Genomic DNA, 16,047 nt, shown 5'->3' on the forward strand with positions numbered 1-16,047 from the left:
CGCACCGATCAGCAGCAACAGCAGATAGATCTTCATGGCGTTTCCTCCGCTGCCTATTGCAGCTTCCCAACGGGGATTCTGCAAAACACGTTCCAGGCACTTTCAATGACACTCGCGTGATAAGAAATGGTTAATCAGAGGTAAGGCCATGGACGAACAATTGAACGATCGTGAGAGTTCCGGCCTGGCCGACAAGCTCATGCAATATCTGCCGGCGCGCTTTCGTCCCGGCACGGCGGTCGTGCCGGTGGTGCGGCTGTCGGGTGTGATCGGTGCGGTGACGCCGCTGCGTCCGGGCCTGACGCTTGCCGGCGTCGCGCGGGTGCTCGAGCGCGCGTTTTCCTATCGTCACGCCAAGGCGGTGGCGCTGGTGATCAACTCGCCCGGCGGCTCGCCGGTGCAGTCGCGCCAGATCTTCTTGCGCATCAAGCAGCTTGCCGCGGAGAAGAAGCTGCCGGTGCTCGTGTTCGTCGAGGACGTCGCGGCCTCCGGCGGCTACATGATCGCCTGCGCCGGCGACGAGATCATCTGCGATCCCTCCTCGATCCTCGGCTCCATCGGCGTGGTCGGCGGCAGTTTCGGTTTTCAGGAGGCGATCAGGCGGCTCGGCATCGAGCGGCGCCTCTACACGTCAGGCGAGCACAAGGCGATGCTCGACCCGTTCCTTCCGGAAAACCCCGACGACGTCATGAGACTGAAGGCGATCCAGCGCGAGATCCACCAGATCTTCATCTCGCTGGTCAAGGAGAGCCGCGGCGCCCGGCTGAAGGGAGCCGACGACACGCTGTTCACGGGCGAATACTGGGCGGGCGAAAGCGCGATCGCGCTGGGGCTCGCCGACGGCATCGGCGATCTCCGCTCAACTCTTCGTGCCCGCTATGGCGAGAAGGTTCTCACCCCCGTGATCGCGCAGCCGACCGGGCTGCTCTCCGGCTTTTTGGGGCGGAAATCGCCCGGTGCGGGGCAGCTTTCAGCCCTGGAATCGATAAGCGGGCTGCCGGACGAACTGATCTCGGCGGTCGAAACGCGGGCGATTTGGGCGAAATTCGGGTTCTAGAGCTCGCGCTCCCGCGCCATTTCGCCCGGGCAGCACCAATTGCGGCGCAGGTCCATCTGCGCAACAATGCGTGTGGGGGCTGAGCATGAGACGAGGATCGACCGATGCCGCCGTTCGTCGCTTTCGCGGGCGTCCTGGGCGGGCTTGCCGTGGTCCGCTGGGCCTACAAGACCGCTGTCCGGATCAACCAGGAACTGGAGGAGATGCGCCTGTCGCGCGTCGCTGAAGCCGCCCGCATGGGGGATATCCCGACGCTGAAGCGTGACCCCGTGACCGGAGCTTACCGGCCGGGATAGGGACCTTCCGCTCGATCGTCATTCCGGGGCTCGCCACCGGGTCCGCGCGAAGCGCGGCCCGATGACAGGCTACGCGAGAACCCGGAATCCATCGAACCACAGAGCGAGCGGCGCAATGGATTCCGGGCTCGCCCTGCGGGCGCCCCGGAATGACGGCCATTTCCACCCCCTTCGCCTTGATTCCCATCCCCGCCGTCGATACGGTCCCGCGCGATTCAAAACCCCCCGCGAGAGCCTGATCTGACGATGGACGCCTCATTGCCCGCCCATATGCGCCCGGAACGCTCGTTCCAGGGCTTCATCCTCGCGCTCCAGCGGTTCTGGGCCGAGCAGGGCTGCGTGATCCTGCAGCCCTACGACATGGAAATGGGCGCGGGCACCTTCCATCCGGCGACCACGCTACGCGCGCTCGGGCCAAAGCCCTGGAACGCCGCCTATGTGCAGCCCTCGCGCCGGCCCAAGGACGGCCGCTACGGCGAGAACCCGAACCGGATGCAGCACTATTACCAGTTCCAGGTGATCATGAAGCCGTCGCCGCCGAACCTTCAGGAGCTGTACCTGAAGTCGCTCGCCGCGATCGGCATCGATTCCGCCGTGCACGACATCCGCTTCGTCGAGGACGATTGGGAGAGCCCGACCCTGGGCGCCTGGGGTCTCGGGTGGGAATGCTGGTGCGATGGCATGGAAGTCAGCCAGTTCACTTACTTTCAGCAGGTCGCGGGCTTCGAATGCGCCCCCGTCGCGGGCGAGCTCACCTACGGGCTCGAGCGCCTCGCGATGTATGTGCAGGGCGTCGACCGCGTCTACGACCTCAACTTCAACGGCCGCGAGGGCGATGCCAAGGTTACCTATGGCGACGTGTTCCTGCAGGCCGAGCGCGAATATTCGAAGCACAACTTCGAAGTCGCCGACACCGCGATGCTGTTCGAGCAGTTCAAGATGGCGGAAGCGGCCTGCAAAAAATATCTCGACGCCGGCTGGCGCGACGGCAGCAGCCGGAAACAGCATCTGATGGCGCTGCCCGCCTACGACCAGTGCATCAAGGCGAGCCACGTCTTCAACCTGCTCGACGCCCGCGGCGTGATCTCGGTGACCGAGCGGCAGAGCTACATTCTGCGCGTGCGCGAGCTGGCCAAGGCATGCGGCGAGGCCTGGATCCACACTGAAGCGGGCGGAGCGGCCTGATGCCCGAACTTTTGCTTGAACTGTTCTCGGAAGAAATCCCCGCGCGCATGCAAGGAAAGGCGGCCGACGATCTCCGCCGCATGGTCACCGACAAGCTGGTTGCCGAAGGCCTGGTCTACGAGGGCGCGAAGGCGTTTGCGACGCCGCGGCGCCTTGCGCTCACCGTGCACGGCATCCCTGCGCGCCAGCCTGATCTGAAGACCGAGCGGCGCGGCCCGAAAGTCGGCGCGCCTGAGGCAGCCGTGCAGGGCTTCCTCAAAGCGACGGGATTGAAGTCGCTGGAGGAAGCAAAAATCCAGCGCGACCCCAAGGGTGATTTCTACATCGGCTTGATCGAGAAGCCCGGCCGCGACGCGAACGACGTGCTCGCGGAAATCCTGCCCGTCATCATCCGCACCTTTCCCTGGCCGAAATCGATGCGCTGGGGCGCGCGCTCGGGCAAACCCGGCTCGCTGAACTGGGTGCGTCCGCTGCACGCGATCACCGCGACCTTCGGGCTGGAGACCGAAGAGCCCGATGTCGTGAAGTTCGAGGTCGATGGCATTGAGAGCGGCCAGACCACTTACGGCCACCGCTTCCTCGCGCCGGCGCCAGTCCAGGTGCGCCGCTTCGAGGACTACGAGGCCAAGCTTCTTGCCGCGAAAGTCGTGCTCGACCCCGAGCGCCGCAAAGACGCCATCCTCACCGACGCCAAGCAGCTCGCCTTCGCGCAAGGTTTTGAGCTGGTCGAGGACCAGAACCTGCTCGACGAGGTCGCCGGCCTCGTCGAATGGCCGGTCGTGCTGATGGGCTCGTTCGAGCCGGAGTTCTTGAAGACTCCCGACGAAGTCATCCGCGCCACCATCCGCAACAACCAGAAGTGCTTCGTGGTGCGCGACCCCAAGACGGGCAAGCTCGCGAGCAAGTTCATCCTGGTCGCCAATATCGAGGCAACCGATGGTGGTGCGACCATCATCGCCGGCAACGAGCGCGTCATCCGCGCTCGGCTGAGCGATGCGAAGTTCTTCTACGAGACGGATCTGAGGACCAAGCTCGAGGACCGGCTGCCGAAGTTCGAGCAGATCGTGTTTCACGAGAAGCTCGGCACGCAGGCGGAGCGGATCAAGCGCATCGAGCGCCTGGCCGCGGAGATCGCGCCGCTGGTCGGCGCCGATGTTGGCACGGCGACGCGTGCCGCGCATCTGTCGAAGGCGGATCTGCTGACTGAAGTCGTCGGCGAATTCCCGGAGGTCCAGGGCCTGATGGGCAAGTACTACGCGCTGGCGCAGGGCGAGGACGCCTCCGTCGCCGCGGCCTGCGAGGAGCACTACAAGCCGCAGGGCCCCGCCGATCGCGTGCCGACCGATCCGGTTAGTGTTGCCGTGGCGCTTGCGGACAAGATCGATACCTTGGTCGGGTTCTGGGCGATCGACGAGAAGCCGACGGGCAGCAAGGACCCCTATGCGTTGCGTCGCGCAGCGCTCGGTGTGATCCGGCTGATCGCCGAAAACGCGTTGCGTCTGTCGCTGATGAAGATGGCGGGATCCGCGCTCGCGGGCTTGTCGGTGGAGCCAGCCGATACCTCGAAGCTTCCGAGCGATCTTCTCGCCTTCTTCGCCGACCGCCTCAAAGTCCAGCTCCGCGAGCAGGGCGCACGCCACGATCTCGTCGACGCCGTGTTCGCGCTCGGCGGCCAGGACGATCTCCTGATGATCGTCCGCCGCGTCGAGGCGCTCGGCAAATTCCTCGACTCTGACGACGGCAAGAATCTGCTCGCCGGCACCAAGCGTGCCAGCAACATCCTTGCGATCGAGGAGAAGAAGGACAAGCGCAGCTTCGACGGCGCGCCCGATGCCGCGCTCTACAGCCTCGCGGAGGAGAAGGCGCTGGCCAAAGCGATCGGTGAGGTCAAGGCGGAAGCCAGCGCTGCGGTGGCCAAGGAAGACTTCGCCGCAGCGATGAGCGCGATGGCAAAGCTGCGTCCGCCGGTGGATGCCTTCTTCGACAAGGTGCGCGTCAACGACGACGATCCGAAGGTGCGCGAAAACCGCCTGAAGCTCCTCAACGAGATCCGCAGCGCCACGCGTGCGGTGGCGGATTTCTCGAAGATCCAGGATTGAGGCGCGGCCGCGGCGCAAACACCGCTGTCATTCCGGGGCGCGCGTAGCGCGAGCCCGGAATCCATCGTGCCGCGCATTATGCTGACAAATGGATTCCGGGCTCGCGCCAAGTGGCGCGCCCGGAATGACAGAACAAAAAAGCCCCGCCCGGCGGGGGGAGGACCGGGCGGGGCCTGATGTCCGATCTAACACTGCTCGCGCCAGCCTGTGATGTGACGCGCCGGACATCGAACGGAGCGGCAGCGTTGTTAGTCCAGCACCTCGACGATGCGGCGCGAGCGCGGTTCGACCAGCACGGTTTCGCCGTTCACGACGGTGTAGCGATAGGTCGTGGCGCCGAAACGTTGCGGCACGTCATAATAAGTGACGCCTGCCTCGGGTAACGTGGTGCCGACCACCACGCGATCCGGAATGCGGAAGGGCGGCACACGTTGTTCGACGACATATTCGCGGAAGGCGGGCCGCTGTTCGACCGCAATCGTCGGCGCGCTGTCGACCACGGCGGGCGCGCGTCCGATCGTGACATCGCTTTGCGCCTGCGCGGCAAGGGGCGCACTGGTCGCGGCGGCCGCAAGCGCTGCGAGAGCAAGAATCCTGTTCCGCATGGACAACTCCTTCGACGTGATTCTTCGGCGCGCCAGCGGCGCGACCGGTTGCCAATGCGTGCCTAAAGCCAATGTTCCGGGAAAAGGCCTGCCGCATTCGCGGCAATTTCGGGCAGTTTTCGTGAGGCCGGGAACTCGCAAGCTCGCTTGCGCATCTCTACTCCCGGAACCCAGCCGGGTATCATCCGCGCGATTCGCCTCACCTCACAGAAAGATAGTTCATGCACATCACCGTCGCCCACATTTCGCCGATCCTGTCGTTGATTGCGGGCGTGCTCATCCTGATCATGCCGCGGCTTCTCAACCTCATCGTCGCGATCTTCCTCATCGTCAACGGCGCGATCGGGCTCGGGCTCCTGAAGTGGCTCCGCTTCTAGGCGTTCACTTTTCGGAACTGTCCGTCTTGCGCGGGCCCGCCCAAAGTGGTGTAAGGCCCGCGATTTCCCATTCCTCTCGCAGGTTGTGTGCAAGCTATGGCCAAAGCCGCCTCGAAGCCCAAGAAAATCCCAGCGAAAATCCCAGCGAAATCAAAGCCCTCCGCCGCCGCGAAGGCAGCGCCGCCAGCCCGCAAGGCGCTGGCCAAGAGCGCGCGGAAGCCGGTCGCCAAAGCCGCTGCCAAGCCCACTGCAAAGCCTGCGGTGAAGGCGGTCACCAAGGCCGCTCCGCCGAAGGTCGCCGCGAAGCCCGCGCCGAAGAAGGCTGCGCCCGCCAAGGCGGCGCCGGCAGCGGCCAAGGCCGGCAAATGGGTGTTCACATTCGGTGACGGCAAGGCCGAGGGCCGCTCGGAGATGCGCGACCTGCTCGGCGGCAAGGGCGCCAACCTCGCCGAGATGGCCAATCTCGGCCTGCCGGTGCCTCCCGGCTTCACCATCCCGACCTCGGTCTGCACCTACTTCTACGATCACGACAAGACCTACCCGAAGGAACTGAAGCCGCAGGTTGAGAAGGCGCTGGACTATGTCGGCAAGTTGACCGGCAAGGTGTTCGGCGACATCAAGAACCCGCTGCTCGTCTCGGTGCGCTCCGGCGCGCGCGCCTCGATGCCGGGCATGATGGACACCGTGCTCAATCTCGGCCTCAACGACCAGACCGTGGAAGCGCTGGCCGAGCTGTCGGGCGACCGTCGCTTCGCCTATGACAGCTATCGCCGCTTCATCACGATGTATTCCGACGTGGTGCTCGGCTTCGAGCATCATCACTTCGAGGAAATTCTCGACACCTTCAAGGACAGCCAGGGCTACACGCTCGACACCGATCTGTCCGCAGAGGACTGGGTCGAGCTGGTCGGCAAGTACAAGGATGCGGTCGCACGCGAGACCGGCAAGGAATTCCCACAGGATCCGCACGACCAGCTCTGGGGCGCGATCGGCGCGGTGTTCTCATCCTGGATGAACGCGCGCGCGGTGACCTACCGCAAGCTGCACGACATTCCGGAATCCTGGGGCACCGCGGTCAACGTGCAGGCCATGGTGTTCGGCAACATGGGCGAAACCTCGGCCACCGGCGTTGCCTTCACCCGCAACCCCTCGACCGGCGAGAGCAAGCTCTACGGCGAGTTCCTGATCAACGCGCAAGGCGAGGACGTGGTGGCGGGCATCCGCACGCCGCAGGACATCACCGAGGAGGCGCGCAAGGAGTCCGGCTCCGACAAGGCGTCGATGGAAGCGGCGATGCCGGAAGCGTTCAAGGAGCTGACGCGGATCTACACGCTGCTCGAGAAGCACTACCGCGACATGCAGGACATGGAGTTCACGGTCGAGCAGGGCAAGCTCTGGATGCTCCAGACCCGCGGCGGCAAGCGCACCGCCAAGGCGGCGCTGCGCATCGCGGTCGAGCTCGCCAATGAGGGCCTGATCTCGAAGAAGGAAGCGGTGACGCGGATCGATCCGGCCTCGCTCGATCAGCTGCTGCATCCGACCATCGATCCCAACGCCAAGCGCGACGTGATCGCCACCGGCCTGCCGGCCTCGCCGGGCGCGGCCTCCGGCGAGATCGTGTTCTCCTCGGATGAAGCTGCCAAGCTTCAGGGCGACGGGCGTAAAGTGATTTTGGTCCGCATCGAGACCAGCCCGGAAGACATCCACGGCATGCACGCCGCCGAAGGCATTTTGACCACCCGCGGCGGCATGACCTCGCACGCGGCGGTGGTCGCGCGCGGCATGGGCAAGCCCTGCGTCTCCGGCTGCGGCACCATCCGCGTCGATTACGGCCGCGGCACCATGAGCATCGGATCGCGCACCTTCAAGACCGGCGACGTCATCACCATCGACGGCTCGCTCGGCCAGGTGCTCGCCGGCCGCATGCCGATGATCGAGCCGGAGCTCTCCGGCGAGTTCGGCACGCTGATGAACTGGGCCGACCAGGTTCGCAAGATCGGCGTCCGCGTCAACGGCGACACGCCGGACGACGCGCGCACCGCGATCAAGTTCGGCGCCGAAGGCATCGGCCTCTGCCGCACCGAGCACATGTTCTTCGAGGAGACGCGCATCCGCACGGTGCGCGAGATGATTCTCTCCGAGGACGAGCAGTCGCGCCGGGCCGCGCTCGCAAAACTGCTGCCGATGCAGCGCGCCGACTTCGTGGAGCTGTTCGAGATCATGAAGGGCCTGCCCGTCACGATCCGTCTGCTCGACCCGCCGCTGCACGAGTTCCTGCCGCACACCCATGCCGAGGTCGAGGAAGTGGCGCGCGCCATGAACACCGACCCGCGGCGCCTCGCCGACCGCGCCCGCGAGCTCTCGGAGTTCAACCCGATGCTCGGCTTCCGCGGCTGCCGCATCGCGATCGCCTATCCCGAGATCGCCGAGATGCAGGCCCGCGCAATCTTCGAGGCGGCGGTCGAGGCGCAGAAGCGCACCGGCAAGGCCGTCGGCCTGGAGGTGATGGTGCCGCTGATCGCGACCAAGACCGAGCTCGATCTGGTCAAGGCGCGCATCGATGCCACCGCACAGGCCGTGATGCGCGAGACCAACACCAAGCTCGGCTATCAGGTCGGCACCATGATCGAGCTGCCGCGCGCCTGCCTGCTCGCGGGCGAGATCGCGCAGTCGGCCGAGTTCTTCTCGTTCGGCACCAACGACCTGACGCAGACGACCTACGGCATCAGCCGCGACGACGCGGCGAGCTTCCTCGGTCCCTACGTCGCGAAGGGCATCCTCTCGGTCGATCCCTTCATCTCGCTCGATCAGGAAGGCGTCGGCGAGCTGGTGAAGATCGGCGTCGCCCGCGGCCGCAAGACCCGCGCCTCGCTCAAGGTTGGCATCTGCGGCGAGCACGGCGGCGATCCCGCCTCCGTCGCCTTCTGCCACCATATCGGTCTCGACTACGTCTCCTGCTCGCCCTACCGCGTGCCGATCGCGCGGCTTGCAGCGGCGCAGGCAGCGCTCGGCAAGGCGATCGCGAGCCAGGCGTAGGCCAAAGCGCAGATTTGAGTTGAGAGAGGCGGGGCCCAGCCCCGCCTCTCATTTTTCGAACTGCTCTCTCCGCGTCGTCATTGCGAGCGCAGCGACTTGTCCGCCGAAGCCTCGGAAGGCGGAAGCAATCCAGAATCCTTCCGCAGAGGCACTCTACACGGCGCCCCTCACATCATACCCGTCTCGTCCTCCTCGGCCTGCTCGATCAGCGCCTCGCTCGGCACTATCTCGCGGCGGGGCACGACGAACATCATCACGCCGGCGCAGAGCAGGGAAATCGCCAGAACCGCTGATGTCAGCGGCAGCGTCGTTGCGGAGTGGCCGCCGAGATAGGCGCCGAATTGCGACATCAGCGCGCCAATGCCTTGCTGCAGGAAGCCCATCGCGCCCGAGGCGGTGCCGGCCGCTTCGGGGCGGATGCTGATGGCGCCTGCGGCGGAATTCGCCATCACGAAGGCGTTGCCGGCCATCACGATCATCTGGGTGCCGAACAGCCAGGCGGGCGCCTCGTTCCAGCCGACGAAGCTCCAGAAGAGGTTCGCAAGGCTGCCGCAGAGCTGCAGGGCGAGCCCGAACCAGATCAGCTTCTCCAGGGAATGGCGCGGCGCAAAGCGCACGCAGAGCAGATTGCCGACCAGAAACGCAAAGCCCGTTGTCGCGAACCAGGCGCCGTATTCGGCGCTGCTGCGGCCCATCTGCGTCACCACGATGTAGGGCCCGCCGCCGGCGAAGGTGAAGATGATCTGGGACGCGAGCACCTGGCACATCACATAGCCGACGAAGGCGCGGCTCCGGATCAGCGTGCCGATATCGCCGCGGAAGCCGCTGCCGGCGCTGCGGCTGCGGCGGGTCTCGGGCAGCGCGAAGGCGATACCGACGGCCACGGCGATGGCGGCGATGGTGATGGCGTAGAAGATCGCGCGCCAGCCGAACGCGGTCTCGATCAGGCCGCCGGTGAGCGGCGAGACCATCTGCCCGATCATCAGCGCCGCGACCACGAGGCTGATCATCGAGGCGACGCGGTCGCGCTCGTAGATGTCGCGGATGATGGCCCGGCTGATCACCATGCCGGATGCGCCGCCGAGCGCCTGGAAGAAGCGTGCGGCGATCAATTGCGGCAGGGTCTCGGCAAAAATACAGCCGATGCTGGCAACCACCATCAGCGCCAGCCCTCCCAGCAGCACAGGGCGCCGCCCGAACCGGTCGGACAGCGGCCCCATGATCAGCTGCGACAGCGCGATGCCGACCATGTAGAGCGACACCGTCATCTGCGCGATCGAGATGTCGCTGCCGAAATTCGTCGCCAGCACCGGCAGTGCCGGAACCAGGATGTAGAGCGAAATCGGCGCGACCCCGGTCATCACGACCAGCAGCAGCAACACCACGCGCGAGGTCGCGATGTTTTTCGTCGCCGCGCCTGGCGGCCCGCTGATCATGCCGTGCATATGTCGTCCGTCGTCCGAATTCGAATCGACTGTAGCGTGCCCATGCAAGACCGATATCGGCGATTCGGAATGCGGCTATTCGGATTTTGGGACGGTTATGATGAGGGCACGATGGCGACCGATTGGGCGCTTCGCTCGTGCTGAAAGTTCGGTGTCATTCCCCGCGAAGGCGGGGAATCCAGTATTCCAGAGACGGTAATGATTGATCGAGGGGCTGCGGCGTACTGGATGCCCGCCTTCGCGGGCATGACACCTATCGTGTCGTAACAGCCTTGCACAATCCGCGTGGCGCTATGCGCACTACGCCTTCAGCTCGGCCGTGGCCTGATCGAGCCAGGCCTTCGTCGCCTCGTCCAGCGCCGGCCGCACGTCGTCCCTCACGCGGGCATGATAGGCGTTCAGCCACTCGAGCTCGTCGCGGCTCAGCATCGCGACATCGATCAGGCGGCGGTCGATCGGCGCCAGGGTCAGCGTCTCGAACGCGTTCATCGGCTTCTCGGCGCCCTTGACCTCGGCGGCGACGACCAGCTCGAGGTTTTCGATACGGATGCCGAAGCCGTCGGTCTTGTAGTAGCCGGGCTCGTTGGACAGGATCATGCCGCGCTTCAGCGGCGTCGTGCCGAGCTTCGAAATTCGCGCCGGTCCTTCGTGCACCGAGAGGTAGCTGCCGACACCGTGGCCGGTGCCGTGCTCGAAATCGAGCCCGGCGGCCCAGAGATATTGCCGCGCCAGCGTGTCGAGTTGCGCGCCCGTGGTGCCGTCCGGGAAGACGGCGCGCGCGATCGCGATGTGGCCGCGCAGCACGCGGGTGAAGCGGTCGCGCATCTCGTCCGTCGGCTCGCCCACCGCCATGGTGCGCGTGACGTCGGTGGTGCCGTCTTCATATTGTGCGCCGGAATCGATCAGCAGGAGATCGCCGGACGCGATCCGCCGGTTGCTCTTGCGGGTGACGCGGTAATGCACGATGGCGCCGTTCGGGCCGGTGCCGGAGATGGTGGGAAACGAGACGTCCTTGAGCGCGCCGGTGTCGCGGCGGAAGGTTTCCAGCGCCTCGACCGCGTCGATCTCGGTGAGCTTACCGCTTGGCGCCTCGCGATCGATCCATGCGAGGAAGCGCGCCAGCGCCACGGCGTCGCGCAAATGAGCCGTCTTGGTGCCCTTGATCTCGGTCGCGTTCTTGACCGCCTTGAGCAGTGCAACCGGATCGCTGCCGCGCACCGGCTTGCCGCCGGCGCCCGTGATCAGCCGGCTGAGTGCGTCGGCCGCGGTGGCATTGTCGAGCGCGATCGATCCACCACTCTTGGCCAGCGCCATCAGCGTCGGCGCCATGGCGTCCGGTTCGCGCACGTCGGCGGACTGCTCGAGATGGTCGCGTGTGAGGTTGGAGAGCTTGCGGTGGTCGATGAAGATGGTGGGACGGCCGTCTTTCGGCACCAAGGCGTAGGACAGCGGCAGCGGGGTATGGGCGACGTCGGCGCCGCGGATGTTGAAGGTCCAGGCCACTGCGTGGCTGTCCGACAGCACCAGCGCATCGGTGCCGAGCTTGGCGATCTCGGCCCTGATCTGCGTCAGCTTCTCCGCTTCAGGGACACCGGCATACTGGAGGCTGTGCACGGCGACGGGGGCAAGCGGCGGCTGCGGCCGGTCCTGCCAGACTACGTCGATCGGGTTGCTGTCCACGGCGACCAGCTCGGCGCCGGCCTTGGCGCAGGCTGCGGACAATCGTTCGGCTGCCGAAAAAGTGTGCAGCCACGGATCAAATCCGAGGCGGTCGCCGGCTTTCAGATGCGCCGCCACCCAGCTCTCCGGCGGCGGGTCGATCAGCGATTCCACCACCCACGCCTTGGCGTCGACCTGCTTGGCGGCCTGCAGCGTGTAGCGGCCGTCGACGAACAGTGCTGCCTCATGCGGCAGAACCACTGCTAGCCCCGCCGAGCCCGTGAAGCCGGTCAGCCAGGCGAGCCGCTCTTCCGATGGCGGCACATATTCGTTCTGCTGCTGATCGGCACGTGGCACGACGAAGCCGGTCAGCTTGCGACGGGCGAGCTCTTCGCGAAGTGCGGCCAGCCGTGCCGCCAACGCGACGCCGGCCTCCGGCTCCTCGAATGTCTGGAAGTGCGCTTCGAACATGGTGGATCACTTTAGGATCATGGGGATCAGTCCGCAATGTAGACGCATTTGCGGCGCATCTGGCATGGACTGTGCTTGAATAGTTCCATTCGAGTTGAGTGGAGTAAAGGATGCGGCAGTTGCGCTTCGTCCGGATGACAGGGAAATTCGAGCAGGTGGTTCATCTCAACGGCGAGGGGACACACGATGCCAGCGTTCACCTTTGAGAAGATTTCGCCGCCGGCGCGCCGCGCCCCGACAACTCCGACACCGAAGAAGCCGCGCGGCCTCATCAGCCAGATGATCGACCGTTTCGCCGAGCGCCGCGCGAGGCGTGCCTTGCAGGGGCAACGCGCGTCACGCCGCGACGAGAAGCCCGCGGAGTAGCGCGAGATTTTGTAGGGTGGCCAAAGGCGCAGAGCGCCGTGCCCACCGTCATTCCGCGATTGTAAAATGATGCGATTGTAGAAAGAATGGTGGGCAAGCTTCCGCCTTCGCTCTTCGAGCTACGGCGGGCAAGTCGCATTGCCGGCCCTACGAGAGCTTCCGCAGCAACAGACTGCTCCATCCCTCGATCCTGAGATGCTTCACCGGCACGAGGCCGCGCGCGCGGTAGGCGGCGATCACGGCGGGCGCCTGGTGCGTCAAGAGGCCGGAGAGGATGACGCGGGCGCCAGGCGCAAGGTGCCGCACCATCGGGCTCGCCAATTGCCGCAACGGATTGGCAAGGATATTGGCGAGCACCAGGTCGAACGGCCCCGCACGCGCAAAATCCGGCGCGGCAAAGCCGGTGGCGCGGATCACCCGCACATGGTTGCCAACTTCGTTCAGCGTGGCGTTCTCAGCCGCCACCCGCACCGAGGGCGGGTCGATGTCGGAGGCCAGCACCGCGCGATGCAGCGCCTTTGCGGCTGCGATCGCCAGCACGCCTGTGCCGGTGCCGAGGTCGAGCAGGTTCCTCGGGCGGGAACTCTTCAGGACATGGTCAAGCAGAAGTAAACAGCCGCGCGTCGTGCCATGGTGACCGGTGCCGAAGGCGAGCGCCGCCTCGATCTCGATGGCGAGCTTGTTCGGCGCCACACGGTCGCGATCGTGGCTGCCGTGTACCACGAAGCGCCCGGCCGGCACCGGGACGAGATCTTCAAGGCTGGCCTTGACCCAGTCCTTGGCTTCGACGGTGTCGAAGACGAGCGTCGCCGCAATCTCATTTCCTGCTGAAGTTGCAACGAGTTCGGCTAGCCATGTCTGATCCGGCGCATCGGCGAAATGCAGCGTCACGTCCCATTGTCCGTCGGGCCGTTCGAAGGCGGCGACCGCCGCATCGCCGTCGAAAAACACCTCGGTGAGCACATCGACGACGCGCTTGGCGTCGGCTTCGCTGCCGATCGAAAAACTGGCGCGATGGGTGGGGGAAGGCTGCATTCAGGGTTCCGTTGAGTTCAATTTTTAGAACTTTTGCGGGTGAATTTCCGGACAAGTTGCACTTCGCAGGTTAACCCGCCCGTAGCGTGGGTTCCGTATATTTCCGGATGTGTCAGCAAGCCAACACAGCTTGGAATTGAAACGGAGGCGACTCTTGAAGCGCATGATTCAGAAGTTCTGGTCGGATGAGTCCGGTGCAACCGCGATCGAATACGGCCTGATCGCCGCGGGCATCGCCCTGGCGATCATTACCGTGGTGAACGGCCTGGGCACCACCATGAACGAGAAGTTCACTTCGATTAGCACCTCCTTGAAGTAATTTCCGCCGCCATTTCAAAGCGGGGGCTATTTTCTTCAAAGGCTATTCCTGATCACCGCCCGCTAGGGGTTTCCCCCTGGTGGGCGAGGTCTTTTGGGGTTCGCGGTTTCCCAAGCGGCTTCACAGCTTATCCGCGTGGTTGTCCGGACCCTGTCCACCACTTTTTCCGTGATTGCCCGCCGATTTTCCACAGGCTTTCCGCAGGATCGCCCCCGACCGTCTCGCCCGGACATCCTCTGGCCGGTCCCAGACCTTTCGACAGCCTGTCCACAACCCATCCACAGGCCTATCCACGGCTTCCGAACAGCGAGCGGTGATCCCGCAGGACCGCCTGCGCCGCGTTGTGGCCGGGCGCGCCGGTGACGCCACCGCCGGGATGGGCGCCGGAGCCGCAATGGTAGAGGCCTCTCAGCGGCCCGCGATAATCGGCGTGGCCCAGCATCGGCCGCGCCGAGAACAGCTGGTTCAACGTCAGCGCGCCGTGGAAAATGTCGCCGCCGAGCAGCCCGAACTGCCGCTCGAGATCGAGCGGAGACAGGATCTGGCGGCCGAGCACGCTCGCCGCAAAACCCGGGGCATATTTGTCCACCGTCGCGATCATGAGATCGGCGACCTCTTCGCGATGGTCGTCCCAGGACCTGCCATCGGGAAGCCTTGGTGCGACATGCTGGCAGAACAGGCTCGCGACATGCTTGCCGGCCGGAGCCAGCGTGTCGTCGAGCGTCGACGGGATCAGCATCTCCACCACGGGCTCGCGGCTCCAGCCTTGGGCGCGCGCGTCGAGCCAGGCGCGATCCATATAGCCGAGACTCGGCGCCAGGATGATGCCGGAGGTGAGGTGATCGCCCTCGCCCGATAGCGCCGTGAAGGAGGGCAGGCGATCCAGCGCCACGTTCATGCGGAACGTGCCGGAGCCGTTCTTCCAGTGCCGGATGCGGGCGAGGAAGTCCGCCGGGAGAGCCTCGGCCGCGATCAGGCGCGTGTAGAGCAGCTTTGGATTGACATTGGCCGCGACATATTTCGCGCGGATCGCAGAGCCGTTCTCCAGCACGACGCCGACGGCGCGGTCGCGCTCGACGATGACCTCGCGGACGCCGGCATCCGTGTCGATCACGACGCCGCGGTCGCGTGCCACGCGTGCCATGGCCTGCGTGATCGCGCCCATGCCGCCGATGGCGTGGCCCCAGACGCCCTTCTTGCCGTTCACCTCGCCGAAGGCGTGATGCAGCATCACATAAGCCGAGCCGGCGGCGTAGGGGCTGGCATAGTTGCCGACGATGGCGTCGAAGCCGAACAGCGCCTTGACCAGATCGTGCTCGAAACGTTCGTCCAGCATCTCGCCGGCCGAGCGCGTGAACAGATCGAGCAGGCTGCGGCTTTGTTCCAGCGTCAGGCCGCGCAGAATGTTGGCGCTCTGCAATGCATTCACCGCTTCGCGGATCGCGTTGGTGCCGAAGCCGTCGAGCAGGTTCGGCGGCGCGCGCAGCACGAACCGCCTGAGCACGTCGGCAATGTCTTCCAGCTCGCGCGTGAAGCCGTCGAGGGCTTCCGCATCACGCGCGCTGAGCCGCGCCACCGAGGCTTTCGTCCGCCCCTCGCCGGTGAGGAGATAGCTGCCATCCGGCGCGGGCAGAAAATTCTGCGCACGCCGCTCGACGATGCGCAGGCCTTGCTCGGCGAGCCTGAGATCACGGATCACCTGCGGGTTGAGCAGGCTCACGGTGTAGGCCGCGACCGAATTGCGAAAGCCGGGGTGAAACTCCTCCGTCACCGCCGCACCGCCGACCACTTTGCGCCGCTCGACCACGCGCACGCGCAGACCCGCCATCGCGAGATAGGCCGCGCAGGTGAGGCCGTTATGGCCTGCGCCGATGATGACGACGTCGGTTTCGGTCATGAGGGATTCGAATCGTTCTGCCTACGGTCATTCCGGGCCGCGCGAAGCGCGAACTATGGTGCGGGCTCCGCACCGGAGAATCTCGAGGTTCCGGGGTCGCCTCTCCGAGGCGCCCCGGAATGACATCTCTATATCAAGCATTCCTTGCTGCAACATCACGCCACACTTTATTGCCCGTTCAGGCGCCTTGTGCTCCATTG

At 65.4% G+C, this 16,047-nt stretch carries 13 protein-coding genes; 8 read left to right on the plus strand and 5 right to left on the minus strand.

Annotation, left to right across the window (positions count from 1 at the left end; translation table 11 throughout):
* Positions 1–148: 148 nt before the first annotated feature.
* The 4 genes from XI05_RS13465 (at position 149) to glyS (ending at position 4,637) form a co-directional block, all read left to right on the plus strand.
* Entirely contained in the window at positions 149–1,057 is a 909-nt protein-coding gene (locus XI05_RS13465) for a S49 family peptidase (protein ID WP_271502196.1), read from the plus strand.
* A 104-nt stretch (positions 1,058–1,161) separates the two neighbouring features.
* Positions 1,162–1,353, plus strand: coding sequence for a hypothetical protein (locus tag XI05_RS13470; RefSeq protein ID WP_271502199.1), 192 nt, complete (start codon positions 1,162–1,164; stop codon positions 1,351–1,353).
* A 246-nt stretch (positions 1,354–1,599) separates the two neighbouring features.
* Positions 1,600–2,538 carry a glycine--tRNA ligase subunit alpha gene (locus tag XI05_RS13475; protein WP_271502202.1) on the plus strand — a complete coding sequence of 313 codons (939 nt, stop codon included), beginning with the start codon at positions 1,600–1,602 and terminating at the stop codon, positions 2,536–2,538.
* Positions 2,538–4,637, plus strand: a complete 2,100-nt coding sequence (gene glyS / locus XI05_RS13480; protein ID WP_271502205.1) for a glycine--tRNA ligase subunit beta — start codon at positions 2,538–2,540, stop codon at positions 4,635–4,637. Before XI05_RS13475 ends, glyS begins: the two co-directional genes overlap by 1 nt.
* 248 nt (positions 4,638–4,885) lie before the next feature.
* Here the strand turns inward: glyS and XI05_RS13485 are convergent, their stop codons facing one another.
* Complete coding sequence (locus XI05_RS13485) at positions 4,886–5,242, minus strand: DUF1236 domain-containing protein (protein WP_271502208.1); 357 nt, start codon at positions 5,240–5,242, stop codon at positions 4,886–4,888.
* Positions 5,243–5,463: 221 nt separating this feature from the next.
* Between XI05_RS13485 and XI05_RS13490 the strand changes: the two genes are divergently transcribed.
* Positions 5,464–5,619 (plus strand): DUF3096 domain-containing protein, encoded by a 156-nt coding sequence (locus XI05_RS13490; protein WP_008562090.1) that lies wholly within the window; start codon positions 5,464–5,466, stop codon positions 5,617–5,619.
* 96 nt (positions 5,620–5,715) lie between these two features.
* Positions 5,716–8,655 carry a pyruvate, phosphate dikinase gene (ppdK, locus tag XI05_RS13495; RefSeq protein WP_271502212.1) on the plus strand — a complete coding sequence of 980 codons (2,940 nt, stop codon included), beginning with the start codon at positions 5,716–5,718 and terminating at the stop codon, positions 8,653–8,655.
* A 167-nt stretch (positions 8,656–8,822) separates the two neighbouring features.
* Here the strand turns inward: ppdK and XI05_RS13500 are convergent, their stop codons facing one another.
* Positions 8,823–10,100: a multidrug effflux MFS transporter gene (locus XI05_RS13500; protein WP_271502215.1), complete on the minus strand. Its 1,278-nt coding sequence runs from the start codon at positions 10,098–10,100 to the stop codon at positions 8,823–8,825.
* A 300-nt stretch (positions 10,101–10,400) separates the two neighbouring features.
* On the minus strand, positions 10,401–12,230 hold the full coding sequence (locus XI05_RS13505; RefSeq protein ID WP_271502218.1) for an aminopeptidase P family protein: 1,830 nt from the start codon (positions 12,228–12,230) through the stop codon (positions 10,401–10,403).
* Positions 12,231–12,416: 186 nt separating this feature from the next.
* On the opposite strand from XI05_RS13505, the gene XI05_RS13510 reads away from it, so the two are divergent.
* Complete coding sequence (locus XI05_RS13510) at positions 12,417–12,596, plus strand: hypothetical protein (protein WP_172787499.1); 180 nt, start codon at positions 12,417–12,419, stop codon at positions 12,594–12,596.
* A 147-nt stretch (positions 12,597–12,743) separates the two neighbouring features.
* Here XI05_RS13510 and XI05_RS13515 read toward each other — a convergent pair whose 3' ends face one another.
* Entirely contained in the window at positions 12,744–13,631 is an 888-nt protein-coding gene (locus tag XI05_RS13515; RefSeq protein ID WP_271502224.1) for a 50S ribosomal protein L11 methyltransferase, read from the minus strand.
* 163 nt (positions 13,632–13,794) lie between these two features.
* Between XI05_RS13515 and XI05_RS13520 the strand changes: the two genes are divergently transcribed.
* Entirely contained in the window at positions 13,795–13,950 is a 156-nt protein-coding gene (locus XI05_RS13520) for a Flp family type IVb pilin (RefSeq protein WP_085968950.1), read from the plus strand.
* A gap of 286 nt (positions 13,951–14,236) precedes the next feature.
* On the opposite strand, the gene XI05_RS13525 is transcribed toward XI05_RS13520, so the two are convergent.
* Positions 14,237–15,847 (minus strand): phytoene desaturase family protein, encoded by a 1,611-nt coding sequence (locus XI05_RS13525; RefSeq protein WP_271502228.1) that lies wholly within the window; start codon positions 15,845–15,847, stop codon positions 14,237–14,239.
* Between the last annotated feature and the right edge of the window lie 200 nt (positions 15,848–16,047).

It is taken from the genome of Bradyrhizobium sp. CCBAU 11357 (assembly GCF_028128865.1).
Taxonomy (GTDB): domain Bacteria; phylum Pseudomonadota; class Alphaproteobacteria; order Rhizobiales; family Xanthobacteraceae; genus Bradyrhizobium.

Coding starts and splice junctions, on each gene's coding strand:
- XI05_RS13510 (WP_172787499.1), top strand. CDS start 12,417: ATGCCAGCGTTCACCTTTGAGAAGATTTCGCCGCCGGCGCGCCGCGCC.
- XI05_RS13485 (WP_271502208.1), bottom strand. CDS start 5,242: ATGCGGAACAGGATTCTTGCTCTCGCAGCGCTTGCGGCCGCCGCGACC.
- XI05_RS13525 (WP_271502228.1), bottom strand. CDS start 15,847: ATGACCGAAACCGACGTCGTCATCATCGGCGCAGGCCATAACGGCCTC.
- XI05_RS13500 (WP_271502215.1), bottom strand. CDS start 10,100: ATGCACGGCATGATCAGCGGGCCGCCAGGCGCGGCGACGAAAAACATC.
- XI05_RS13515 (WP_271502224.1), bottom strand. CDS start 13,631: ATGCAGCCTTCCCCCACCCATCGCGCCAGTTTTTCGATCGGCAGCGAA.
- XI05_RS13475 (WP_271502202.1), top strand. CDS start 1,600: ATGGACGCCTCATTGCCCGCCCATATGCGCCCGGAACGCTCGTTCCAG.
- ppdK (WP_271502212.1), top strand. CDS start 5,716: ATGGCCAAAGCCGCCTCGAAGCCCAAGAAAATCCCAGCGAAAATCCCA.
- XI05_RS13490 (WP_008562090.1), top strand. CDS start 5,464: ATGCACATCACCGTCGCCCACATTTCGCCGATCCTGTCGTTGATTGCG.
- XI05_RS13520 (WP_085968950.1), top strand. CDS start 13,795: ATGATTCAGAAGTTCTGGTCGGATGAGTCCGGTGCAACCGCGATCGAA.
- XI05_RS13505 (WP_271502218.1), bottom strand. CDS start 12,230: ATGTTCGAAGCGCACTTCCAGACATTCGAGGAGCCGGAGGCCGGCGTC.
- XI05_RS13470 (WP_271502199.1), top strand. CDS start 1,162: ATGCCGCCGTTCGTCGCTTTCGCGGGCGTCCTGGGCGGGCTTGCCGTG.
- XI05_RS13465 (WP_271502196.1), top strand. CDS start 149: ATGGACGAACAATTGAACGATCGTGAGAGTTCCGGCCTGGCCGACAAG.
- glyS (WP_271502205.1), top strand. CDS start 2,538: ATGCCCGAACTTTTGCTTGAACTGTTCTCGGAAGAAATCCCCGCGCGC.